This window comes from Arthrobacter mangrovi, from assembly GCF_026011795.1.
GTDB lineage: Bacteria > Actinomycetota > Actinomycetes > Actinomycetales > Micrococcaceae > Crystallibacter > Crystallibacter mangrovi.
Genome location: NZ_BRVS01000008.1, coordinates 102759 through 124499, shown reverse-complemented (window position 1 = coordinate 124499; position 21741 = coordinate 102759). Strand labels below are relative to the sequence as shown.

At 66.5% G+C, this 21741-nt stretch carries 20 protein-coding genes, 1 tRNA gene and 2 pseudogenes; 16 read left to right on the top strand and 7 right to left on the bottom strand.

Annotation, left to right across the window (positions count from 1 at the left end):
- Positions 1-115: 115 nt before the first annotated feature.
- On the top strand, positions 116-1534 hold the full coding sequence (locus AHIS1636_RS10095) for an FAD-dependent oxidoreductase (protein WP_264795692.1): 1419 nt from the start codon (positions 116-118) through the stop codon (positions 1532-1534).
- Positions 1535-1568: 34 nt separating this feature from the next.
- Here the strand turns inward: AHIS1636_RS10095 and AHIS1636_RS10090 are convergent, their stop codons facing one another.
- Positions 1569-1706, bottom strand: coding sequence for a hypothetical protein (locus AHIS1636_RS10090; protein ID WP_264795691.1), 138 nt, complete (start codon positions 1704-1706; stop codon positions 1569-1571).
- 314 nt (positions 1707-2020) lie between these two features.
- Here AHIS1636_RS10090 and AHIS1636_RS10085 point away from each other — a divergent pair, with 314 nt between their 5' ends.
- Together AHIS1636_RS10085 and AHIS1636_RS10080 are read left to right on the top strand one after the other, a co-directional pair.
- Positions 2021-3607, top strand: coding sequence for an amino acid permease (locus AHIS1636_RS10085; protein ID WP_264795690.1), 1587 nt, complete (start codon positions 2021-2023; stop codon positions 3605-3607).
- Positions 3608-3724: 117 nt separating this feature from the next.
- Positions 3725-4057 carry an ankyrin repeat domain-containing protein gene (locus tag AHIS1636_RS10080; protein ID WP_264795906.1) on the top strand — a complete coding sequence of 111 codons (333 nt, stop codon included), beginning with the start codon at positions 3725-3727 and terminating at the stop codon, positions 4055-4057.
- Positions 4058-4171: 114 nt separating this feature from the next.
- On the opposite strand, the gene AHIS1636_RS10075 is transcribed toward AHIS1636_RS10080, so the two are convergent.
- Together AHIS1636_RS10075 and AHIS1636_RS10070 are read right to left on the bottom strand one after the other, a co-directional pair.
- On the bottom strand, positions 4172-5671 hold the full coding sequence (locus tag AHIS1636_RS10075) for a catalase (RefSeq protein ID WP_264795689.1): 1500 nt from the start codon (positions 5669-5671) through the stop codon (positions 4172-4174).
- Complete coding sequence (locus tag AHIS1636_RS10070) at positions 5672-6133, bottom strand: Fur family transcriptional regulator (protein WP_264795688.1); 462 nt, start codon at positions 6131-6133, stop codon at positions 5672-5674.
- A gap of 160 nt (positions 6134-6293) precedes the next feature.
- On the opposite strand from AHIS1636_RS10070, the gene AHIS1636_RS10065 reads away from it, so the two are divergent.
- The 6 genes and pseudogenes from AHIS1636_RS10065 to AHIS1636_RS10040 all read left to right on the top strand — a co-directional run.
- The gene (locus tag AHIS1636_RS10065) at positions 6294-7040 is read left to right on the top strand and encodes an alpha/beta fold hydrolase (RefSeq protein ID WP_264795687.1); all 747 of its coding nucleotides are present in this window, start codon (positions 6294-6296) and stop codon (positions 7038-7040) included.
- Entirely contained in the window at positions 7034-7747 is a 714-nt protein-coding gene (locus AHIS1636_RS10060; RefSeq protein WP_264795686.1) for an esterase/lipase family protein, read from the top strand. Before AHIS1636_RS10065 ends, AHIS1636_RS10060 begins: the two co-directional genes overlap by 7 nt.
- Before the next feature lie 18 nt (positions 7748-7765).
- Positions 7766-9046: an MFS transporter gene (locus AHIS1636_RS10055; RefSeq protein WP_264795685.1), complete on the top strand. Its 1281-nt coding sequence runs from the start codon at positions 7766-7768 to the stop codon at positions 9044-9046.
- A gap of 108 nt (positions 9047-9154) precedes the next feature.
- On the top strand, positions 9155-10024 hold the full coding sequence (gene htpX, locus AHIS1636_RS10050) for a zinc metalloprotease HtpX (protein ID WP_264795684.1): 870 nt from the start codon (positions 9155-9157) through the stop codon (positions 10022-10024).
- Between the two features lie 12 nt (positions 10025-10036).
- Complete coding sequence (locus AHIS1636_RS10045) at positions 10037-10720, top strand: histidine phosphatase family protein (RefSeq protein ID WP_264795683.1); 684 nt, start codon at positions 10037-10039, stop codon at positions 10718-10720.
- Positions 10721-10790: 70 nt separating this feature from the next.
- Positions 10791-10973 (top strand): annotated as a pseudogene (locus AHIS1636_RS10040) (deferrochelatase/peroxidase EfeB); the annotation flags it as partial.
- 14 nt (positions 10974-10987) lie between these two features.
- Here AHIS1636_RS10040 and AHIS1636_RS10035 read toward each other — a convergent pair.
- Positions 10988-11146: a DUF7455 domain-containing protein gene (locus AHIS1636_RS10035; protein WP_264795682.1), complete on the bottom strand. Its 159-nt coding sequence runs from the start codon at positions 11144-11146 to the stop codon at positions 10988-10990.
- Positions 11147-11313: 167 nt separating this feature from the next.
- Positions 11314-11805: a YajQ family cyclic di-GMP-binding protein gene (locus AHIS1636_RS10030; protein ID WP_264795681.1), complete on the bottom strand. Its 492-nt coding sequence runs from the start codon at positions 11803-11805 to the stop codon at positions 11314-11316.
- 248 nt (positions 11806-12053) lie between these two features.
- Here AHIS1636_RS10030 and AHIS1636_RS10025 point away from each other — a divergent pair, with 248 nt between their 5' ends.
- From AHIS1636_RS10025 to AHIS1636_RS10010, 4 genes are all read left to right on the top strand, one after another.
- Positions 12054-12356: a hypothetical protein gene (locus tag AHIS1636_RS10025; protein ID WP_264795680.1), complete on the top strand. Its 303-nt coding sequence runs from the start codon at positions 12054-12056 to the stop codon at positions 12354-12356.
- 138 nt (positions 12357-12494) lie between these two features.
- A tRNA-Tyr gene (locus AHIS1636_RS10020) sits at positions 12495-12576 on the top strand.
- Positions 12577-12816: 240 nt separating this feature from the next.
- On the top strand, positions 12817-15135 hold the full coding sequence (locus tag AHIS1636_RS10015) for a penicillin-binding protein (protein WP_264795679.1): 2319 nt from the start codon (positions 12817-12819) through the stop codon (positions 15133-15135).
- A 12-nt stretch (positions 15136-15147) separates the two neighbouring features.
- Positions 15148-16758 carry a hypothetical protein gene (locus tag AHIS1636_RS10010; RefSeq protein WP_264795678.1) on the top strand — a complete coding sequence of 537 codons (1611 nt, stop codon included), beginning with the start codon at positions 15148-15150 and terminating at the stop codon, positions 16756-16758.
- 50 nt (positions 16759-16808) lie between these two features.
- On the opposite strand, the gene AHIS1636_RS10005 is transcribed toward AHIS1636_RS10010, so the two are convergent.
- Positions 16809-17216, bottom strand: coding sequence for a hypothetical protein (locus tag AHIS1636_RS10005; RefSeq protein ID WP_264795677.1), 408 nt, complete (start codon positions 17214-17216; stop codon positions 16809-16811).
- Positions 17217-17389: 173 nt separating this feature from the next.
- Between AHIS1636_RS10005 and trxA the strand changes: the two genes are divergently transcribed.
- Both trxA and AHIS1636_RS09995 read left to right on the top strand, forming a co-directional pair.
- Positions 17390-17776 (top strand): thioredoxin, encoded by a 387-nt coding sequence (gene trxA, locus AHIS1636_RS10000; protein WP_264795676.1) that lies wholly within the window; start codon positions 17390-17392, stop codon positions 17774-17776.
- A 15-nt stretch (positions 17777-17791) separates the two neighbouring features.
- Positions 17792-19280, top strand: a pseudogene (locus tag AHIS1636_RS09995) (AMP-binding protein); the annotation flags it as partial.
- Here the strand turns inward: AHIS1636_RS09995 and AHIS1636_RS09990 are convergent.
- Positions 19277-20245 (bottom strand): DNA-3-methyladenine glycosylase family protein, encoded by a 969-nt coding sequence (locus AHIS1636_RS09990; RefSeq protein WP_264795675.1) that lies wholly within the window; start codon positions 20243-20245, stop codon positions 19277-19279. The pseudogene AHIS1636_RS09995 and the gene AHIS1636_RS09990 sit on opposite strands and share 4 nt — an antisense overlap.
- Positions 20246-20350: 105 nt before the next feature.
- On the opposite strand from AHIS1636_RS09990, the gene AHIS1636_RS09985 reads away from it, so the two are divergent.
- Positions 20351-21727, top strand: coding sequence for a cystathionine beta-synthase (locus AHIS1636_RS09985; RefSeq protein ID WP_264795674.1), 1377 nt, complete (start codon positions 20351-20353; stop codon positions 21725-21727).
- Positions 21728-21741 lie beyond the last annotated feature (14 nt).

The window sequence follows — 21741 nt, the reverse complement described above, 5'->3', positions numbered from 1 at the left end:
AACCAGGCAGGCCGTGAGGCGTCGGCCACTGCTTTAGGACGCAGGCCGCGGCGCCATTTAGAATAGGAAACTGTGCTCTATTGAGCAGCAGGTTTCCCCGAAAGAAGGACGATCAGTGTCTAATCCAGCCGCAGACCGCCAGCGCCCCCTGCGGGTGGCCATCATCGGAGCCGGCCCTGCAGGCGTGTACGCTGCCGACATCCTGACCAAGGCCGAGCGCGACTTCGAGGTCAGCATCGACTTGTTCGACCAGTACCCGGCGCCCTACGGCCTGATCCGCTACGGCGTGGCCCCGGACCATCCCCGCATCAAGGGAATCGTCACCGCGCTGCACAAGGTGCTGGACCGCGGCGACATCCGCTTCCTTGGCAACGTCAACTACGGCCGGGACCTGACGCTGAAGGACTTCCGGGACTTCTACGACGCGATCATCTTCGCGACCGGCGCTATCAAAGACGCCGCCCTGGACATTCCGGGCATCAACCTTGAGGGCTCCTTCGGCGCCGCGGACTTCGTGTCCTGGTACGACGGACACCCCGACGTCTCCCGCGAGTGGCCGCTCGAGGCGAAGGAAATCGCGGTGATCGGAAACGGAAACGTTGCCCTCGACGTCGCACGCGTCCTCTCCAAGCACGCCGAGGACCTGCTCACCACGGAAATCCCCGAGAATGTCTACCGCGGACTGAAGAATTCCCCGGTCACGGATGTGCACGTGTTCGGCCGCCGCGGCCCGGCGCAGGTGAAGTTCACGCCGCTGGAGCTGCGCGAACTGTCCCATTCGCGCGACGTGGACATCGTGCTCTACCCGGAGGACTTCGACTTCGACGAGGGCTCGGACGAGCAGATCCGTTCCAACAACCAGACGAAGACCATGGTCAACACGCTGACCAACTGGCTGGTGGAGGAGCAGGACACCGGTGCCTCCCGCCGGCTTCACCTGCACTTCCTGCACACTCCGGTGGAGATCATCGAGGGAACCGCCGACGGTGCCGGCAAGGTGGCAGGCATCAAGTTCGAGCGCAACGAGCTGGACGGCACGGGCAACGTGCGCGGCACCGGCGAATTCGTCGAGTATCCGGTCCAGGCCGTCTACCGGGCCATCGGCTACTTCGGCTCGGAGCTTCCGGAAGTGGGCTTCGACGAGCGCCGCGGCGTGATCCCGAACGAGGGTGGCCGCGTCATCGACACCGACGGCAAGCCGGTCCCCGGCATCTACGCCACCGGGTGGATCAAGCGCGGCCCGGTCGGCCTGATCGGCCACACCAAGGGCGATGCCCTGGAGACCATCGGATTCCTGCTCGAGGACCGGCTGGACCTGCCCGCGGCCAAGAATCCGGGTGAAGACGCGATCATCACGCTGCTCGAGGAGCGGGGCGTCGAATACACCACGTGGGAGGGCTGGCTAAAGCTGGACGAGCATGAGCGCCAGCTGGGTGCCGCGTACGTCGCAACGGACGACGGCGAACCCGAGGTTAAGCGCGAGCGGGTCAAGGTCGTGCCGCGCGAGGACATGGTCAGGATCTCCCGGGCCTGACCGATCCGGCCCGGTTGTTCGCGGCCGGGCCGGATCAGGTGTTGACGTAGAAGCTCAGCACGTCCCCGCTGGGGAGTTCGAGGCGGACCTTGTATCCTCCGACGCTGCTGATCCGGGCACCCGGATAAGCCGTGCGCAGGCTGGTGATGAGTCTGTCCGAATTGTCCTCCACAAGGATATTCCGGCGCGCCGGAACATCCCGTGCAGCCGGAACAATGCCCGGCCTTCCCCATAGTTTCGCGCTGCACCATTGCAGCAGCGACCGCTTGGTGTCCACTTGACCCGCCCCTTGGTTGAACGTGGAACCGTTTCCGGTTGGACCGGCCTGACGCTCCGGTTCCTTGTACCAGTATGGGGGCGCATCTTGGAGTTTTCCGTAACCGCGAACCGGGACACGCCGACGGGCTCCATGGGCGGCAGCCGCCGGTCCGGGGAATAGGCGGAAAAAAGGTATTCAAGGAGGGGCTTCGCGAGGAAACTTGACCTATGAGCCTCTTCCGGACCAAGTCGATTGAGCAGTCCATTGCGGACACGGATGAGCCGGGGCATCAGCTTAAACGCACGCTGAGCACCTTCGACCTGATGATCCTGGGCGTGGCGGTGGCCGTTGGGGCGGGCATCTTCTCCGTCGGCGCGAAGGCCGCCGGCAGCTACGCCGGTCCGGCCGTGACCTTGTCCTTCGTGCTGGCGGCGATCACCTGCTTCCTGGCAATCATGTGCTACGCCGAGTTCGCCTCCGCCATTCCTGTCGCCGGCAGCGCCTACACCTATACCTACGCGACCCTCGGCGAACTGCTCGCCTGGATCATCGGCTGGGACCTGATCCTTGAGCTGTTCACGGCCGGCGCCGTCATCGCCAAATACTGGGGCATCTACCTCAGCAATGTCTTCCATCTCTTCGACATCAACGTTCCCACCACCGTGAGCTTCTTCGGCCTCGAGCTGACCTGGGGCCCGCTGCTGATCGTTGCCATCTTCACGACCTTGCTGGTCCTCGGCACCGAACTGTCGGCCCGGGTAAACAACGTCTTCACCCTGATTAAGGTGGCGATTGTCCTGTTCGTGATCGTGGTCGGCTTCCTGTATGTGCGCGCGGAAAACTACACCCCGTTCGTGCCGGAACCGATGCCCACGTCCGGAACCGGGGGAAGCGTGTGGACCCAGTCGCTGTTCTCCTTCCTCAGCGGCGCCGAGCCGCAGCAGTACGGGGTACTGGGGATCCTGGCCGGCGCGGCCCTGGTGTTCTTCGCCTTCATCGGGTTCGACGTCGTTGCCACCAGCGCCGAAGAGGTACGGAACCCGCAGAAGACCCTGCCCCGCGGCATCTTCGGCGGCCTGGCGATCGTGACCGTGCTCTACATCCTGGTGACGCTGGCCCTGACGGGCATGGTCTCCTACAAAGACCTGGCGGCCGCTGACGAGGCGTCCCTGGCCACCGCGTTCATCAATGTCGGCGCGGACTGGGCGGCGCAGGTCATTTCGATCGGCATCCTGATCGGCTTGACCACGGTCATCATGGTGCTCCTGCTCGGTCTGGCCCGGGTCGTTTTCGCCATGAGCCGGGACGGGCTGCTGCCGCGATGGCTCAGCCACACCACCGAACGCCGGCGGACGCCGGCCCGCGTCCAGATCGTGGCCGGCGCACTGGTCGCGCTCGTGGCCGGTTTTACCAACGTGGACGTCCTCGAAGAGATGATCAACATCGGTACCCTCTCCGCCTTCGTGCTGGTGAGCATCGGCATCGTCGTGCTGCGGAAGACGCGGCCGGACCTGCCGCGCGCTTTCCGGGTTCCGCTGTCGCCCGTTATCCCCATCCTCTCGGCGGCTCTCTGTTTCTGGCTGATGCTGAACCTGACCACGCTCACGTGGGTGCGTTTCGCCGTCTGGCTGGCTATCGGCCTGGCCATCTACTTGCTGTACGGGCGGCAGCATTCGCGGCTGAACCATCCGGAGCTGATCCCGCTCGAATACGAGCGGGAGGAACATCATCGGCTGGAACACGAACAGCACCGCCGGGAACACGAAGAGCGGGTGCGGCTGCGGAAGGAACACGGGGACCATCCGCAGCCGTAGTGCCTTCGAGCTCCGGAGGGTATGGCGCCGGCGCCGAGGGGCTTCGCCTACGCTGGAGACGTGACCAACAATGAGCCGTTGAATGCTGAACAGACCCTGAGGATCATCGAACTCGCCATGGACCTGGCGCGGGAAGGTAAGAGTGCCGAGCTGGCCGAGTTCCTCGACCACGGCCTTCCGGTCGACGTGGCGGACGAGAGCCGAAACACTCTGCTGATGCTGGCCGCCTACCACGGACAGGAGGAGACCGTCGCGATGCTGCTGGGGCGCGGGGCGGACCCCGATATCCGCAATGCCCGCGACCAGTCCCCGATCGCCGGAGCCCTGTTCAAGGGCGAGGACGCCGTAGTGTCCAGGCTGCTCGCGGCGGGGGCGGACGTGGACGCCGGTACCCCGAGCGCTCGGGAGGCGGCCAGGATGTTCGGCCGGGAGCATCTCCTCAGCCAGTAGGGAAGGCTCCGGCCGGCGGCCAAGCCACATGGGCCGCCACCGACTGACCCTCTACAAAAAACTGCCCGGGACCGGCCGTGTCGGCTGGTCCCGGGCAGTCGCGCCTCGGAAGGATTAGGCGGAGTCGGTGTTCACGTCGACCGGGGAGATCTTGCCGGCCTGGAGGGCCTCGATCGCCTTGCGCACGCCTTCGCCGTAGGCCGGGTCGGCCTGCGTGCAGTTGGCGATGTGCCGCTCGATGGTCGCCTGGGAGGCTCCGTCGATCGCACGGGCGGTGTTCTCGAACAGGACCTGCCGCTGCTCCTCGGTCATCTTCTCGCGGAAGAGGATGCCCGGCTGCTCGAAGTAGTTGGCGTCGTCCTCGCGGTAGTTGAACCGGTCGGCCACGGCACCCACGGCCTGGGCCGGGTCGCGGTAGGCCGGCTGTTCCTCCCAGCGGCCGTAGGAGTTCGGGTTGATGCCCGGGGTCCCGCCCTGGTTGCCGTCGACCCGCATGGCTCCGTCGCGGTGGAAGGAGTTGACGAGCTTGGCGCCGCGCGGGTAGTTCACCGGAATCTGGTGGTGGTTGACGCCCAGGCGGTAGCGGGCGGCGTCACCGTAGGAGAACAGGCGGCCCTGCAGCATGCGGTCGGGCGAGAAGCTGATGCCCGGGACCACGTTGGCCGGAGTGAAGGCAGCCTGCTCGACGTCGGCGAAGTAGTTCTCCGGGTTGCGGTTGAGTTCGAACTCGCCGACCTCGATGAGCGGGTAGTCCTTCTTGGACCAGACCTTGGTGAGGTCGAACGGGTGGTACTTGTAGGTCTCCGCCTCGGCTTCCGGCATGACCTGCACGAAGAGGGTCCACTTGGGGAAGTCGCCCTGTTCGATGGAGTCGAAGAGGTCGCGCTGGTGCGACTCGCGGTCCTCGCCGACCAGCTTGGCGGCCTCGGCATCGCTGAGGTTCTTGATGCCCTGCTGGGTGCGGAAGTGGAACTTCACCCAGAAGCGCTCACCGGCGTCGTTGATGAAGCTGTAGGTGTGCGAGCCGAAGCCGTGCATGTGGCGGTAGCTCGCGGGAATACCGCGGTCCGACATGACGATGGTGACCTGGTGCAGGGCCTCGGGCAGGTTGGTCCAGAAGTCCCAGTTGTTCTCGGCGCTGCGCAGGTTGGTGCGCGGGTCGCGCTTGACCGCATGGTTGAGGTCCGGGAACTTCAGCGGATCGCGGAAGAAGAAGACCGGCGTGTTGTTGCCGACCACGTCCCAGTTGCCCTCTTCGGTGTAAAAGCGCAGTGCGAAGCCGCGGATGTCGCGCTCGGCGTCGGCGGCGCCGCGCTCGCCGGCAACGGTGGAGAAGCGGGCGAACATCTCGGTCTTCTTGCCGACCTCGGAGAAGATCTTCGCGGAGCTGTACTTCGTGATGTCGTGGGTAACCGTAAAGGTACCGAAGGCACCGGACCCCTTAGCATGCATGCGGCGCTCGGGAATGACCTCACGGTCGAAGTGCGCCATCTTCTCCAGGAACCAGACGTCCTGGAGCAGCATGGGACCGCGCGGCCCGGCGGTCAAGCTGTCCTGGTTGTCCGCTACGGGTGCGCCCGCAACGGTTGTCAGCGGCTTGGTGTTGTCAGCCATCTATCTTTTGCTCCTTGTCGGATCTTCCATATGACGGTCCTGCTTGGCGGCGCAGGCCGGGCATGTGCCCCAGTATGTGACCTCGGCCTCGTCAATCGCGAAACCGTGGTCATCGGCCGCCGAAAGGCACGGCGCTGCACCCACGGCGCAATCGACATCTTCGATCGCGCCGCAAATCCGGCACACCACGTGGTGATGGTTGTCGCCGACCCTGGCCTCATAGCGCGCCGGCGAACCCGAAGGTTCGATCCGGCGCACCAGCCTGGCGTCGGTCAGTGCGGCGAGGACGTCGTACACGGCCTGCTTGGATACCGTGCCGAGCTCGTCCCGCACCACCCCGGTGATGGTGTCGGCGTCGGCATGAGGGTGTGCGCGTACTGCTTCCAGCACTGCAGTACGAGGACGCGTCACGCGCAGCATCGCTCCGCGCAGCAGCTCCTCCGGCTTCCTCATGTCGACCATGCCACGATCATGTCAGGTTTTCTGGACTGGGTCCAGAAAAAGTTTTGGGCCTCGTCATGATCCCGCAGGAGAAGGCAGCGGTGTCCCGGACCCTCCTGGGCTTGGGCGGGCGGTGGCGCTTTGGACTACCATTTCCCTCACGGAGAGCGGAGCCGACGAGATGGATAAGACGCGGCAGCTGAGCATCGATATCTGCGGCTGCGAGTTGAGGATCACGACCCGGGGACAAGGGGCCCAGTCCTACGTGCTCGTGCCCGGCATAGGGGTATCGCCGCGCTACTTCGGTCCCCTGGCCGAAGCGCTTGCTAAAATAGGAACCGTACATGCAGTGGAACTGCCTGGGTTCGGAGCGGTCCGTTCTCCGCAGCGACAGGTGGCCATTGCGCAGTTCGCAGCATTGGTCCGCGAGGCCCTATCCCGGATCGGCGTGGATTCAGCGGTGCTGATCGGGCACTCAATGGGCGCACAGATCGTTGCAGAAATGGCGGTCTCCTGCCCCTCGCCGGCGCAGGCCCTGGTGCTGCTCAGCCCATCAGCAAACCGGCATGAACGCAGCGGACGGTTGCAGGCCCTCCGGCTCGCCCAGGACGCTCTCCGCGAGTCTCCGCACTTGGTGTGGATCGTCCTGAGCGACTATTTCCGGTCCGGCCCGCGCTGGTACTTCCGAACCCTGCAGGAGCTGCTGCGGCACCATCTCGAGGACGTTATGCCCATTATCCAAGTCCCTACACTGATTCTCCGCGGAGGACGCGATCCGATCGTGCCGCGTGATTGGGCGGCAGAGCTGGCCGCGGCTGCGCCGAGGGGCCGCCTCGTCGAGATCGAGGGCGAGCCCCATGCGCTGATGTTCAGCCGTCCGGAAACGGTAGCGGCCTACTGCCGGGAGGTGGCGGAGCGGGCATGTTGAGCACATTGAGGACCGCGCTGCGGGCAGTCGCCGGCCGGACATGGGGCTGGGTGCTGGACTACGCCTATGTGGCCCACCGGCAGATCCACGGCTTCCTGGTCCGGCATGATCCATTGCCGTATCTTGAGGCCGGAGAGCGTAAGGATGCTCCCGTACTGCTGCTGCCGGGGGTCTACGAAAACTGGCAGTTCCTCAAGCCGATCGCTGACGCGCTGCATGCAGACGGCCACCCGGTCCACGTTGTTCGGACTCTCGGGTACAACCGTGGAACGGTGGCCAAGATGGCCGCCCTGGTCACTGCCTACCTGGAGGCAGCCGAGATCTCGAACGTGACCATTGTGGCGCACAGCAAGGGCGGGCTGATCGGCAAGCTCCTGATGACTCTGCCCGCATCGGCGGGCCGGATCCGCCACATGGTCGCGGTCAATACGCCCTTCTCGGGTTCGCACTACGCCAGGTTCTTCCTGGATCCGAGCATCCGGGCCTTCGCTCCCCGGAATCCCGCCCTGCTTGCACTGGCCAGGAAGCGGGCGGCCCATAGCCGCATCACCTCGGTCTTCAGTAAGTTCGATCCCCATATTCCGGGCGGCAGCCATCTGGCCGATGCCGAGAACATCGTGCTGGAGAAGTACGGCCATTTCCGTGTCATCGCCGATCCTCGCCCGCTGCAGATCATCAGGGACCGGCTGCCAAGGAAAGGTGCCTGAGCAAACTAGAATCTGCTCATGCCGAGACTCCTGGCCGACACCACGCCGCTGAAGAAGAGCCCGGATTTCCGCCGGCTATGGACCGGCACCTCGCTGTCTTCGGTCGGCGCCCAGCTGACGTTGGTCGCGGTCAGCCTGGAAGTCTACGACCTCACCCGCTCCACGCTGGCGGTCGGCGCGATCGGCATCGTCGGGCTGGTCCCGCTGGTGCTCGCCGGGCTGTACGGCGGGGCCATCGTGGACGCCTACGACCGCCGCAAAGTGGCACTGTATTCGGGGCTGGTGCTCTGGGTCTGTGCCGGCCTCTTCGCCCTCCATGCGTGGTTCGGGCTGGGACAGGTCTGGCTGCTGTATGTGCTCATCGCCATCCACTCCGCAGCCGCCGGCGTCAACCAGCCGGCCCGCAACGCGATCATCCCGCGGCTGGTCAAGCGGCAGCTGCTGCCGGCAGCCAATGCCCTGAACATGATGACCTTCGGTTTGGGCATGACGCTGGGCCCGCTGCTCGCCGGCGTCCTCGTGGCCAACGTGGGCTTCGGCTGGACCTACACCATCGACGTCATTACGTTCACCGCGGCCATGTGGGCGCTGTTCCGCCTGCCGCCGCTGCCCCCGGAGGGCGACGTGCACAGGGCAGGCATCCGGTCGGTCCTGGAGGGCCTGCAGTTCCTGCGCACCAGGCCGAACATCCGGATGACGTTCCTGGTGGACCTGGCCGCAATGGTGCTGGCCCAGCCCCGTGCGCTGATGCCGGCCATCGGCGCCGTCGTGCTCGGGGGAGGGGAGGCGACAGCGGGCGTCCTGCTCGCCGCGGTTGCCGCCGGTGCCTTCCTGGCTGCGCTGTTTTCCGGCCCGCTGGGCCAGGTGCGCCGGCAGGGCCTGGCCGTGCTGTGGTGCGTGGCACTGTGGGGAACCGCCGTCGCAGTCTTTGGCGCCGTCGTCGTACTGGCCCGGAACGATGGTCCGCCCCTGGACGGAACCGTTAGCCCCTGGCTGCTGCCCGCGGCGGCCGCGCTGATGGCCGCCGGCGCGGCGGACACGGTCAGCGGAGTCTTCCGCAACACCATTCTGCAATCCGCGACACCGGACGCCATGCGCGGGCGGCTCCAGGGGATCTTCATCGTGGTGGTCGCGGGCGGCCCGCGGCTGGGCGACGCGGTGGCCGGCGGCAATGGCCAGTGGCTCGGCGAGGGGATGGCAGCGCTCGCGGGCGGCCTGGCCTGCGTGCTGGCCGTCTGGCTGCTGCACCGCTGGCAGCCGCGGTTTGCCGGCTACGATGACCGCCATCCCGAACCGTGATGGAACAGCAGGCCAAGCCAGCGCGTTATAGGAAGTGTCCGGTCCCATCGCGGGGGCGGCCAGTACGACGGCGGCCGGCCGGTCGTTCGCAGAAGGAGACTTGAAGCGGTGCACCATCATTTCAACGGTTTGAAGACCGCCGTCCTGTTCGGCGTGCTGTTCGCCATCCTGCTCGGGATCGGCGGCCTGCTGGCCAGCGGCACGGGCAGCAGCAGCTGGATCTGGATCATGGCGCTGATCGGCTTGGGGACGACGGCCTACAGCTACTGGAACAGCGACAAGCTGGCGATCCGGGCGATGCATGCCTACCCCGTGACGGAGCAGCAGGCGCCCGAGATGTACCGGATCGTCCGCGAGCTGTCCGCGCGCGCCAACCAGCCGATGCCGCGGCTCTATGTTTCGCCGACGCAGGCCCCCAACGCGTTCGCCACCGGGCGGAACCCGCAGAACGCCGCGGTCTGCTGCACCGAGGGAATCCTGCGGCTGCTCACCGAACGCGAGCTGCGCGGCGTCCTCGGCCACGAGCTGATGCACGTCTACAACCGCGACATCCTGACATCCTCGGTTGCCGCCGCCGTCGCCGGCGTGATCACCTCGGTCGCCCAGTTCATGTTGTTCTTCGGCGGCAGGGACCGCAATGCGAACCCGATCGCCCTGCTGGCGATGTCGCTGCTCGCGCCGATCGCCGCCGCGCTGGTCCAGATGTCGATCAGCCGGACCCGGGAGTACGACGCCGACGAGGACGGCGCCAAGCTGACCGAGGATCCGCTGGCCCTGGCCTCGGCGCTGCGTAAGCTGCAGCTGGGTACCCAGGCGGCCCCGCTGCCGCAAGACCAGAAGCTCGTCAATACCAGCCACCTGATGATCGCCAACCCCTTCAAGGGCGGCGGGGTCGGCAAGCTGTTCAGCACCCATCCGCCGATGGATGACCGGGTGGCGCGGCTGGAGCGGATGGCCGGCCGTCCGCTCGGCTCCTGACGGGGCAGGCGCATGAGGCTGCTGCTGATCCGCCACGGCCAGACGCCGTCCAATATCAAGGGGCTGCTGGACACCGCCGTTCCCGGGCCCGAACTGACCCGGCTGGGCCATGAACAGGCCCGTGCGCTGCCGTCGGCCCTGGCGGAGGAACCGATCGAGGCACTGTATGCCTCGACGGCGATCAGGACGCAGCTGACGGCATCGCCGCTGGCCGGGTCCACGCGCTTGGATGTCGGAATCCGCGACGGCCTGCGGGAGATCTCGGCCGGGGAGTACGAGATGCTTGGCGACGGCGAGTCGATCGCCGTCTATCTGCGCACCGTCTTCGCCTGGACTGCCGGAGAGCTGGACCGGAGGATGCCCGGCGGGCCGGACGGCTTTGAAACGTTCGGCCGGTTCGACGACGTGGTCGCCGAGGCGGAGGCCGAGGGGCTGGGCACGGTGGCGCTCTTCAGCCACGGGGCGATGATCCGCAGTTGGGCAGGCGCCCGCGCGAAGAACCTCGATGCGGAGTTTGCGGCCCGCAACATCCTCAGCAACACCGGCGTCGTGGTGCTCGAGGGATCGGGCAGCACCTGGGAAGCCGTGACGTGGATGGGTGAGGCCGTCGGCGGTCCGGCTGTCGAGGATACGCTGGCGGACGGGCCGGCCGGCGATTCCGCGGCCGGGGTCGTGGAACCGGGCAGCGGCCGGTAGGACCGCCACCGGCAGGGCGGCCGCCCACACGGGCGTATGACGTCCGCGGACGCGTTATAAACCGGCAAAGGAAGCCACTGAGCCGGACTTTACGCTCAAGGGCAGCGACGGCCCGCTGGTCCCCGCAGATTAGCACGTAGCCCTGGCGCATCCGTCGAGGAACGGCGGCGTCCGGATGCTTCGCCGCGGCTTCAACTACACGGACGGATCCGACGTGCTCGGCCGGCTGGACGCCGGGCTGTTCGCCGCCGCCTGAGGTGGACGGGGCTAAGCGTCGAGCAGATGCCGTTCGTCCTGGATGCTGATGGCGTAGGCGAACAGGGCTTGTTCGTGCTCGCGGTAGTGATGCGCGCACCAGGACAGCATGCCGCCGGTGTCGAGGACTACATGGACGTAGGCGTGGGATCCGCATCGGTCACACAGCATGGCGTGCTCCTGGAGGTAGTAGTGGCGTTTACATTGCCCCCAGTGTGGCCTTCAAAGCTTGGGCCTGGCTTGGAATGCCCAAGGGCCGTAGCTTCGGTTTCCAAGCTACGGCCCCTGGCAATCCGTTTCGCGCGCGAGGCCGGGCATTCGCCCGGTTCCCTCCCTGCCTAGCGGTAGTTGATGAACTGGAGGTCGACGTCCAGGTCGGAGGACTTCAGCAGCGTGATGACTTCCTGGAGGTCGTCCCGCGACTTTGAGCTGACGCGCAGCTCGTCGCCCTGGATCTGCGATTTGACGCCCTTGGGGCCTTCGTCACGGATGATCTTGTTGATCTTCTTGGCCTGGTCCTGGGCGATGCCTTCCTTGATCCCGGCTTCGATCCGGTATTCCTTGCCGGAAGCGAACGGTTCGCCCGCGTCGAGGGACTTCAAGGAAATGCCGCGCTTGACGAGCTTGGACTGCAGTACGTCAAGGACTGCCTTCACGCGTTCCTCGGAATTGGCCTTCATCAGGATCTTCTCGCCGCTGAAATCGACTTCCGCGCCGACTCCCTTGAAGTCATAGCGCTGCGCCAGTTCCTTCTGCGCCTGATTCAGGGCGTTGGCGATTTCCTGCTTGTCGACCTTGCTGACGACGTCGAACGATGATTCGCCGGCCATGTTGCCTCCTCTTGGTCAGGGTGATGTGCTCTGCGCCTAGCCTACTTCGTCCCGTAGCCGCGAAGGCGGTTCCCCCTTCCCAGCTTGTCTTCAGCAAGCAGCCAGAACTTGTCCAAGCTTTCCGGAAAGACTGAGGACGTTGTTTGAACGACCAAACTATCGAAGGAGCACGTTGCATGGGGAGCCGCCGGCGGTACCTTGTCCGATCTATACGAGCAGCGGCGGGGTCATTCCTCACTGCGGCCGCGGTGACGGCATTCGGTGTCTTGGGGTCGTCTCCGGCCACGGCGGCCGTTCCGGCCTTCGAGACAGTACACTCCGAGGCCGCGGCGGCGGGGGCAGCAAACTACCTCCGCCGGGAATTGAACCTGCTGGAGCGGCGCCAGCCCGAGGCAAGGGGTGCGGCGAAAGCGGGGGAGCCGAGCGCCAGCCAGCGCCTTGATGAAGTACGGGCCGAGATGGACCAAGCGGTCGCCTGGGGCCTGGTCACCCCGGCCCAGGCGAAGCACTTCGTCGCCCAGATCGAATCGCGGATCAGCGCCGGGCTATAGGGCACCGCTGCGGTGGCATCGGAAGGCGCCTCCCGTGCCGGAAATACGACCCGTACCCACCCGATTTCGTTCTTCGGCAGATCTTCTGTAAAGTTGTCTTGCTTCCACTTACGGAAGCGGTCTTCGCTGAAGACGCCCGGCAGATTACCCGAGCGGCCAAAGGGGGCTGACTGTAAATCAGCTGGCACTGCCTACGGGGGTTCGAATCCCTCATCTGCCACGGGCCTGAAGATCCCCGGATCCCGCACATCGATGCAGGATCCGGGGATCTTTTCTTTGCCCGGGCGTGTCCCGGGTTTCCCCAAGGCGCTCTTCGGAGACTTCTTTAGTCATGTGACAGCAACACTCCACTGGTTCCCTTGAGGACCGTGGGACTGCACGTACTCTGTACATACCGATAGCCGGTGACACATTGGAGTGGCTGGTACCAAGGGGCGTTCTGAGTTGTCAGGAGAACCGAATGGGGCGAAAGAAAACGGCTTCGACGAGCCTGGGTGAACTCATGGAGTCCGCCCAGGCCGGCTACGCGGAGCCGGATCGCACATGGCGGCGCCGTGTGGCGGTGTGGGCCGGTGCCGTGGCGGTCGTGGCCCTGAGTGTGGGGACGCTCGTGGCTCCGGGTGCCGTGGCGGTGGCCGCCGGGGCGAACACCTTGGTGAATCTCTGGGAAGAGCTGCCGTCCGACGTCCCGCTGGATCGTTCCCTCCCGCAGCACACCGTGCTGCTCGATAACAAGGGCAAGGAGTTCGCCCGCTTCTACAGCGAGAACCGCATTGATGTCGAACTGAAAAGCGTTTCCCGGACGTTCCGCGACACTCTCGTCGGCACCGAGGACGTGCGCTTCTACGAGCACCATGGCGTCGACCCTTACGGCGTGACCCGAGCCTTGGTCAACAACGCGGTCTCCAGCAACACGCAGGGCGCGTCGACGCTGACCCAGCAGCTGGTCCAGAACATCATGGTCAACAATGCCCGGGACGAGGCCGAGCAGTCGGTCGCCACGGGAGACACCTACAACGCCAAAATCCGTGAATCGAAATACGCCGTGCATCTTGAGCAGACGCTCAGCAAGGACGAGATCCTGAAGATGTACATCAATGCCGTCTATTTCGGCAACCGTGCCTACGGGGTCGAAGCCGCCGCCCGCATCTACTTCAACACCACCGCGGCCAAGCTGAACCTCCAGCAGTCCGCGCTGCTGGTGGGAATGCTCAAAGGACCGGGCGTCTACGACCCGTTCCTGCATCCCGAGGCGGCGACGTCGCGCCGCAACACGGTGCTGGGCGTGCTGGAGAAGAACGGCACCATCACGGCCGCCGAGGCGGATGCCGCTCGGAAGGCTCCGCTGGAACTTGAGCGGGGATCGGTGCCTTCGAGCTGCGGCGATTCGGAGTACCCCTTCTACTGCGAACTGGTGCGCGAAGAGATCCTGGAGAACCGTGCATTCGGTGCCACGCCCGAGGAGCGGGCGGACCGGCTCTCCCGCGGCGGCATGGTCCTGACGACCGGACTTGACCGCCAAGCGATGGATGCAGGGCGCAAGGCAGTCACCAAGGCGCTGGGGGACAAGAACCGCGCCGCGCTGGGTGTGGCCGTCGTCGAACCCGGAACCGGGCACATCGCCGCGGTGACGCAGAACCGCGGCTGGGGCCAAGGCAAAGGCAAGACGCAGGTCGTCTACGCCAAGAGCGAGTTCCAGGTGGGGTCCTCCATGAAGCCGATCGTGCTCGGGGCGGCACTGAGCGAGGGCGTCCCGGCGTCGCAGCGCTACAACTCCAGCGGTCCGTACTATTCGCCGGCGCTCGATGACCCGGCGGAGGGATTCCACAACTACGGTTTCATCAACTACGGCAACATCGACGCCTACGAGGCCATCCGGAAATCCGTCAACGTCTACTTCGTCAAACTGATCGAGCGGACCGGGGTGATCGACGTGGCCAAGTTCGCCGAGACGCTGGGCATCACCTCGATTCCGACGGAAAGCCTGAGCGGCCACGAGGCATCGCTGGCCCTGGGCGCCTATGAAGTGTCGCCGCTGGAAATGGCCAATGCCTACGCCTCCTTCGTCAGCGGCGGTGTCGTGTGCAATCCCGTGACCATCACCAAGGCCGTCCGCACCGACAACGGCGAGGAACTCCCGGTTCCGGACACCGACTGCCACCAGGGGATCGATCCGGGCGTGGCGGATACCGTGGCGGACGCGCTGAAGGAACCGTTCAAGTCCGGCGGCACCCTCAGCGGCCTGGGCAAGCTCAAGGGCCGCGAGGCCGGCGCCAAGACTGGCACGACCAACGATTTTTCGGCCAACTGGATCGTGGGCCTCACGCCTCAGCTCTCCACCGCGGTCTGGCTCGGGGACCCCCGGGGCGGCGGGCAGTACCCGCTCGACAAGGTCGATGCCTACGACACCACCTACTACGACCTGACGGGCTCGGAGGTGGCCGGTCCGGTCTGGAAAGCGACCATGGAAGGTGCCTTGAAGGGAAGGTCCGCGGAGCCGCTTCCGGACGCAGCCTCCGTCGGCCTCGGGATGCAGACCGAGAAGTCCATTCCCGATGTCCGGGGCATGAGGGTGGATGAGGCTATCACCGTGCTGCTGCGGAACAACCTGACGCCGGTGGTAAACGAGGAAACCGCCAAACCCAATCCGCTCCAGCCGCCGGGCGTGGTCGTGGCGCAGACCCCGCGCGCCGGGGGATCGCTGCGGTACCGCCAGGAAGTGTCGATCACGCTGAGCGACGGCAGCGACACCGCGATCACCGTACCGGACAAGGGATAGGGGAGATCCGCTATGTCAGTCTTCGAGAAGCGCCCCGGCATGGCGCTCGCCGCCGGAGCCTTGAGCCTGTCACTGGTGACCGGAACCGGCCTGTTCGCCCTGCACCTGGCCGGCGCCCCTTTGGTCGGCTCCGAGCCGGAGCCGACGGAGCAGGCGACGGCCGTGGAGAAGGCGCCGGAACCGGTGGCGGCCAAGATCCGGGATGTCCCGGCCGAGGAGTCGCTGGCCGGAGCACTGGAGAAGGCGCCCAAGGGCTGGAAGACCGGCGGCAGCGTCCAGCGTGCGGCCACGCAGCCCCTGCCGTTCTCCTGCCCGCCCGAAGGGACCGCTCCGGCGGTGGCGATGTCGCGCCTGTTCAGCGTCGACCGCCAGCGGATCCAAGTCGTGGCCACGGCTTACTCCGCGGGTCTGGGCGCCGAGGTCATGGATGCCTTGATCGACGATGCGGACTCGTGCGCCGGGGGAAGCGTCGCAGTCCGGTCCAGGGCCTTCGACGGCAAGAAGCCCGGGGTTGAGGCGCACCGGGTCCTGACCTACGAAGGATTCAACTCCGCGCAGGTGGTGGCCTTCCGCCGCGGCGACGTGCTGGTGTTCATTTCCGGAGCGGAAGGAGCCCCGCTCTCCGAGGCCGCGCGGGAATTCGACCGGCACCTCGCGGACCGGCTGGAAGGGGTCTGCGCCGATCAGCAGTCCACAGCAGGCGATGCCCGCCGTTCGCCCTGGTCGACCGAGGGATACAAGCCCTACACCGTCGAGCAGAAGGTCTCCGTGCGGGACCTTCCGCTTCCCCGGCTGTCGGAGGACGCGGAGGCGGAAGCCGTCGGCCTGCCGGGTCCCAAGATCAAGATCCAGCGCGCCCGACCGGCCGCCGAGCCGGTTTACCCGGTCTGGCCGCCCATGCCGGACCGGATGGAGGTTCCGAAGACGCCTGCCAGCCCGGACGAGGATCCCGTGACGCAGGCCGACGTCGCCGTGCTCGCCGAGGACAAGACCGGGCCGGGCTGCGGCTGGGCCTTCACCGGAATGAGCCCGGTGGTTTTCGACGCCCAGGCCGCGGAACAGGCTAACGCCAAACGCCGCCAGGCGGCCAAGGACAAGCTGGCGGATGGAACCGTCCGGTGGCAGCAGGACGTGCTTGACTACTGGGAAGCCTACGACCGCTACGTGGATGAGGCGGCGGAGTACAAGGACTACGCCGCGGATGTGGCCAAGGTCAATAAGGCCTGGGACGCGATCGGCGAGGACTGGGCGGACTTCTGGGTGGCCTACGACGCCTACCAGGCCAAGCTGGCGGAGCGCTCGCTGTTCTTCGTGAACCAGGACAATGCCCGCAACCGCTACGAGAACGCTCTGGACCAGTGCGAGGCCGACAACCGCGACGCCGCGGAGAAGGCCCGCCAACAGGCCGAAGACCGGAAGGCCGACGAGGACGAGAAGGACGAGGACGAGAAGGACAAGGACGAAAAGGACAGCAAGAAGCAGGAAGAGGCGGAAGAGCCCGCCCCCGCGCAGGTTGACTGCGACTCTGCGGTCAGCGAACCGGCCATCCTGTCCCAAGCCCCGCCGCCGGAGCCTGCCGAGCCCGAGCAGCCCAGGGACCCGCGGCCGGCGGACCGGCGCTGAGTATCCGTCCAATCCGGGAGCTCGTGAATCCGTGATCGGCCGCCGGGCCGCTACGCGGCGTCGGCCGGCTCGAGCGGATAGATGTCCCAGAGGAAACAGGCCGAGTCCGGCGGGATCCGGTGCAGGGCGTTGAAGTGCAGCCACTGCCAGGCCGTCGCCCCGTTGTCGTCACGGGGCGCGGGCGGGCAGCTGCCCGGGGTGAACCATGTCCCGCCGGACCAGATGAAGCGCAGCGGTCCGGACGACGTGCCGAATGGATCGGCTCCGGGCAGCCTCCGCGGCAGGGCCAGCTTGGCCCGAAGCGTGCCCGCCATTCCGGCCGCGTAGAGTTCGGTCCTCGAGGAATCGTGGGCGTAGGGCAGGCCTTCCAGGAGGCCGTCAACCAGCCGCATGCTTTGGCGGATGGCGGATTCGAGGGGGAGCCCCGCGGTGATGACCAGTGCCGTTTGGCGTTCCAATGGTGCCTCCTTGTAATGCCTCCCTGGTGCGGCAGGGCCGCGGCATCGTCTGGTTCCGACCCTAGGGACGACAGCGTCGCCGCGGGAAGGCATCATCTCGCGCCTGTGGATAGCGCTCATGCGGTGAGCGAACAGGGGCGACACATCGACCGTGTACCGATACCGTGGGGGACATGGCAACGATCAATATCACCGAGGCCCAGTTCCCGCAGACCATCGAAGAGAACGACATCGTCTTTGTCGATTTCTGGGCCGACTGGTGCGGCCCCTGCAAGCAGTTCGCCCCCGTCTACGATTCCGTCTCGCAGCAGCACGAGGACGTTGTCTTCGCCAAGGTCGATACCGAAGCCGAACAGAGTCTCGCCGCGGCGGCCGGCATCACCTCTATCCCTACCCTGATGGCCTTCCGCGAGAAGGTGCTGGTCTTCTCCCAGCCCGGCGCACTGAACTCCACGCAGTTCGGCGAGCTCGTCGACGCGGTCAAGGGACTGGATATGAAGGAAGTCCACGCCCAGATCGCCGCGCAGCAGGCCGAGGCAGCCCAGGGCAAGGCAGAATAGCAGGAGCAATAGCCCCTCAGCCGCGGCCTGATGGCATCAGGCATCGAGGCCGGGGACCGGGTCGGCATCTGGTCGCCGAACTGTGCCGAGTGAACGCTGGTGCAGTACGCCACGGCCAAGATCGGGGCGATCCTGGTCAACGTCAATCCGGCCTACCGCCTGCATGAGCTGGAGTTCGTTGTCCGGCAGTGCGAAATGCGGATGCTCATCACCGCGCCGTCGGACAGCCGCAGCGACTACGTCGGCATGGCGCGCGCTGTGCTTGCGTCCTGCCCGGACCTGACCCAAATCGTGGTCATCACCAACGACGGCGGTGCGGCAGGTGCCGGGGAAACGGACCTTGTCCGGGTGGCCGGCGCCGCAGAGGTGGTTCCCGAACAGGCCCTGCGGGAGCGGATGGCCGGGCTCGCGCCGGACGACCCGATCAACCTGCAGTACACCTCCGGGACGACCGGCTTCCCCAAGGGCGCGACCCTGACCCATCGGAACATCCTGAACAACGGTTATTCCATCGGCGAGCTGCTCGGGTACACGCCCGAGGACCGGGTGGTGCTGCCGGTGCCGTTCTACCACTGCTTCGGCATGGTGATTGGCAACCTGAACATCTACTCGCACGGGGCCGCCGCCATCCTTCCCGGCCGCAGCTTCGCCCCGGCGGAAACCCTGCAGGCCGTCCAGGACCACGGCGGCACCTCCCTCTACGGCGTGCCGACGATGTTCATCGCCGAACTCTCGCTGCAGGACTTCGCGGGCTACGATCTCTCGACCCTGCGCACGGGCGTCATGGCCGGTTCGCCGTGCCCGGTGGAGATCATGAAGCGAGTCATCAATGACATGCACATGGCGGAGGTTGCCATCTGCTACGGGATGACCGAAACCTCGCCGGTCTCGACCATGACGCAGCGAGGACAGCATCGAGCGGCGTACCTCAACGGTCGGGCGGACCATGCCGCACCTGGAGAACCGGGTCGTTGACCCTTCGACCGGCAGAACCGTGGAGCGTGGCGTGATCGGTGAACTGCACACCCGCGGCTACAGCGTCATGCAGGGCTACTGGAACGATCCGGACAAGACCGCCGAGGCCGTCGACCCCGACGGCTGGATGCATACCGGGGATCTCGCGAGCATGGACGAGGACGGCTATATCACCATCGAAGGCCGGATCAAGGACATGGTCATCCGCGGGGGCGAGAACATCTATCCCCGCGAAATCGAGGGCTTCCTCTACACCCACCCGGACATCCAGGACGTCCAGGTCATCGGCGTCCCGGACGAGAGGTACGGTGAGGAGCTGCTGGCCTGCATCATCCTCAAGCCGGGAGCGGCGGAGCTGACCGCCCCGGATATCGACCGGTTCTGCCGGGGCCGGCTGGCCCACTACAAAATCCCGAAGTATGTGGAGATTTACCGGGAGTTCCCGATGACCGTCTCCGGCAAAATCCGGAAGGGCGAGATGCGGGAGGCGGCCGCCGGGCGGCTGCGCGCCGGTCCGGCCGCGAACTAATGGAAGCGGTGGTCCTGCGGAGCCAGCCGCGGTCCGAAGGCCGGCTTGCGGAAGCCGCTGAGCACGAGCATCCGCACCACGCGCTGGCGGTGTCCGCGCCACGGCTCCAGCAGTTCCAGCATGCCGGCGTCGTCCGTCTTGCGTCCGGTCAGGGCGTAGCCGACGAACGCGGCCAGATGGAAGTCGCCGACCGAGACCGAGTCCGGATCGCCGTGGGTGCGCTGGGTCGTCTCGGCGGCGGTCCAAGGGCCGATCCCGGGAACCGAGCACAGCTTGGCGGCCAGTCCGTCTCCCGGTTCCGCGGCGGCCAGGCGTTCCAGCCCGGAGGCCGCGCCGCAGACGCGCAGGATGGTGCCCGAACGCTTTGAATCCACGCCGGCGCGATGCCATTCCCACGAAGGGATCCGTCGCCACTGCTCGGGGGAAGGGGCCGCCTTAAGGCCCGCGGGGGCGGGACCGGGAGCGGGCGAACCGTGCCGGCTGACCAGATAGCGCCACGAGTAGCGGGCCTCGATCGTCGTGATCTTCTGTTCGAGGACGGCGGGCACCAGCGCGTCGACCATCCGGCCGGTGGCGGGCAGCCGCAGCCCGGGATGCAGCCGGCGCGGGCGGGACACGAGCGGCGGGAGGGTGGCCTGGAAGCCCGGATCGTCGAAGGCGCTCCAGTCGTCTTCGACGCCGAGCAGGCGGGGGAGCCCGGCCAGCGCGGAAGCCGCCCCGGGGCCCCACAGCCTGGCGTGGACTGTGGTGCCGTGCGGGCCGCGCCGGGCCGTTAACCGCAGCGACACCAGACCCTCGGCCGCTGCGTACGCCAGCCACACGCCGTCGTGGGTGAACCGGATGGTCGGGTCCTGCTTGCCGCGGGCCAGGACACCCAGGGTTCCGGCTAGGTCATAGTCCGCCGGGAGGGTGATATCGGCGACCGCATCGGCGCGCGGGGCGGCGGAGGCGGTCAGCGGGGGCATGGCTTAATCGTCGCACGATCCGAGGTCCGCGGCGGCCGCCTCGGATGTGAAGCTTTCTTAGCGCCGGCTATGAGTGCCGTTGGGGGGAACGGTAGATTTGGGCGCATGAAGTATGCCAATTCTGTCCTGGACCTGATCGGAAACACCCCGCTGGTCAAACTCAACAAAGTGACCGAGGGGATCGCCGCCACCGTCCTGGCGAAGGTTGAATACTTCAACCCCGGCGGCTCCATCAAGGACCGGATCGCGGTCAAGATGCTGGAAGCGGCCGAGCAGGACGGCCGGCTCAAGCCCGGCGGCACCGTGATCGAACCGACCAGCGGCAACACCGGCGTCGGCCTGGCCCTGGTGGCGCAGCAGAAGGGCTACAAGTCCATCTTCGTCACGCCGGACAAAGTCGGGGTGGAGAAGCGGGACGTGCTCAAGGCCTATGGGGCCGAAGTCGTGGTGACGCCGACGTCGGTAGCCCCGGACAGCCCGGAGTCCTACTACGGTGTCTCGGACCGCCTGGTGCGCGAGATCGACGGCGGTTACAAGCCGGACCAGTTCTCCAACCCCGCTGCACCGCAGAGCCACTACGAGACCACCGGACCGGAGATCTGGCGCGACACCGACGGCCAGGTCACCCACGTGGTGATCGGCGCCGGCACGGGCGGGACCATCACCGGAACCGGCCGGTACCTGAAGGAAGTCTCGGCGGACCGCCCCTCCGGCCCTGTGAAGGTCATCGGCGCGGACCCGGAAGGCTCCGTCTACTCCGGCGGCAGCGGACGTCCCTACTTCGTCGAAGGCGTCGGCGAGGACATGTGGCCGGGCAACTACGACAAGTCCGTGCCGGACGACGTTCTGGCCGTCAACGATGCGGAGTCCTTCGCGATGACCCGCCGGCTGGCCAAGGAGGAAGGGCTGCTCGTGGGCGGCTCCTCCGGCATGGCCGTGGTGGCGGCGCTGCGCGTGGCCAAGGACCTGGGCCCGGACGACGTCGTCGTGGTGATCCTGCCGGATTCCGGCCGCGGCTACCTGGCCAAGATCTTCAATGACGAGTGGATGCGCTCCTACGGCTTCATCGCCGCGGGCGAGGAGGCCACGGTCGGCGAGATCCTCAAGGGCAAGGACGGCCGGATGCCGGAACTGGTCCACACCCACCCGACCGAGTCCGTCCGCGACGTCGTCGGGATCATGAATGAATACGGCGTTTCCACGCTGCCGGTGTTCTCGCAGGAACCGCCGGTGGTGATGGGCGAGGTGCTCGGCTCCGTGGACGAGCGCACGCTGACCGCCCAGCTGTTCAAGGGCGAAGCCAAGCTGACGGACAAGATCGGGGACCACATGGGAGCGACCATGCCGCTCATCGGCGCCCTCGATTCGCTGTCGGCCGCGCGGGAAAAGCTGCAGACCGCCAACGCGCTGCTCGTGACCCTCGAGGGCGCACCGGTGGGCGTGCTGACCCGCCACGACCTGCTGACCTATCTGACGAGCTGAAGGAAGAGGACCAC

Coding starts and splice junctions, on each gene's coding strand:
- AHIS1636_RS09985 (WP_264795674.1), top strand. CDS start 20,351: ATGAAGTATGCCAATTCTGTCCTGGACCTGATCGGAAACACCCCGCTG.
- AHIS1636_RS09990 (WP_264795675.1), bottom strand. CDS start 20,245: ATGCCCCCGCTGACCGCCTCCGCCGCCCCGCGCGCCGATGCGGTCGCC.
- trxA (WP_264795676.1), top strand. CDS start 17,390: ATGGCAACGATCAATATCACCGAGGCCCAGTTCCCGCAGACCATCGAA.
- AHIS1636_RS10015 (WP_264795679.1), top strand. CDS start 12,817: ATGGGGCGAAAGAAAACGGCTTCGACGAGCCTGGGTGAACTCATGGAG.
- AHIS1636_RS10080 (WP_264795906.1), top strand. CDS start 3,725: ATGGACCTGGCGCGGGAAGGTAAGAGTGCCGAGCTGGCCGAGTTCCTC.
- AHIS1636_RS10075 (WP_264795689.1), bottom strand. CDS start 5,671: ATGGCTGACAACACCAAGCCGCTGACAACCGTTGCGGGCGCACCCGTA.
- AHIS1636_RS10055 (WP_264795685.1), top strand. CDS start 7,766: ATGCCGAGACTCCTGGCCGACACCACGCCGCTGAAGAAGAGCCCGGAT.
- AHIS1636_RS10085 (WP_264795690.1), top strand. CDS start 2,021: ATGAGCCTCTTCCGGACCAAGTCGATTGAGCAGTCCATTGCGGACACG.
- AHIS1636_RS10065 (WP_264795687.1), top strand. CDS start 6,294: ATGGATAAGACGCGGCAGCTGAGCATCGATATCTGCGGCTGCGAGTTG.
- AHIS1636_RS10035 (WP_264795682.1), bottom strand. CDS start 11,146: ATGCTGTGTGACCGATGCGGATCCCACGCCTACGTCCATGTAGTCCTC.
- AHIS1636_RS10060 (WP_264795686.1), top strand. CDS start 7,034: ATGTTGAGCACATTGAGGACCGCGCTGCGGGCAGTCGCCGGCCGGACA.
- AHIS1636_RS10045 (WP_264795683.1), top strand. CDS start 10,037: ATGAGGCTGCTGCTGATCCGCCACGGCCAGACGCCGTCCAATATCAAG.
- AHIS1636_RS10030 (WP_264795681.1), bottom strand. CDS start 11,805: ATGGCCGGCGAATCATCGTTCGACGTCGTCAGCAAGGTCGACAAGCAG.
- AHIS1636_RS10010 (WP_264795678.1), top strand. CDS start 15,148: ATGTCAGTCTTCGAGAAGCGCCCCGGCATGGCGCTCGCCGCCGGAGCC.
- AHIS1636_RS10070 (WP_264795688.1), bottom strand. CDS start 6,133: ATGGTCGACATGAGGAAGCCGGAGGAGCTGCTGCGCGGAGCGATGCTG.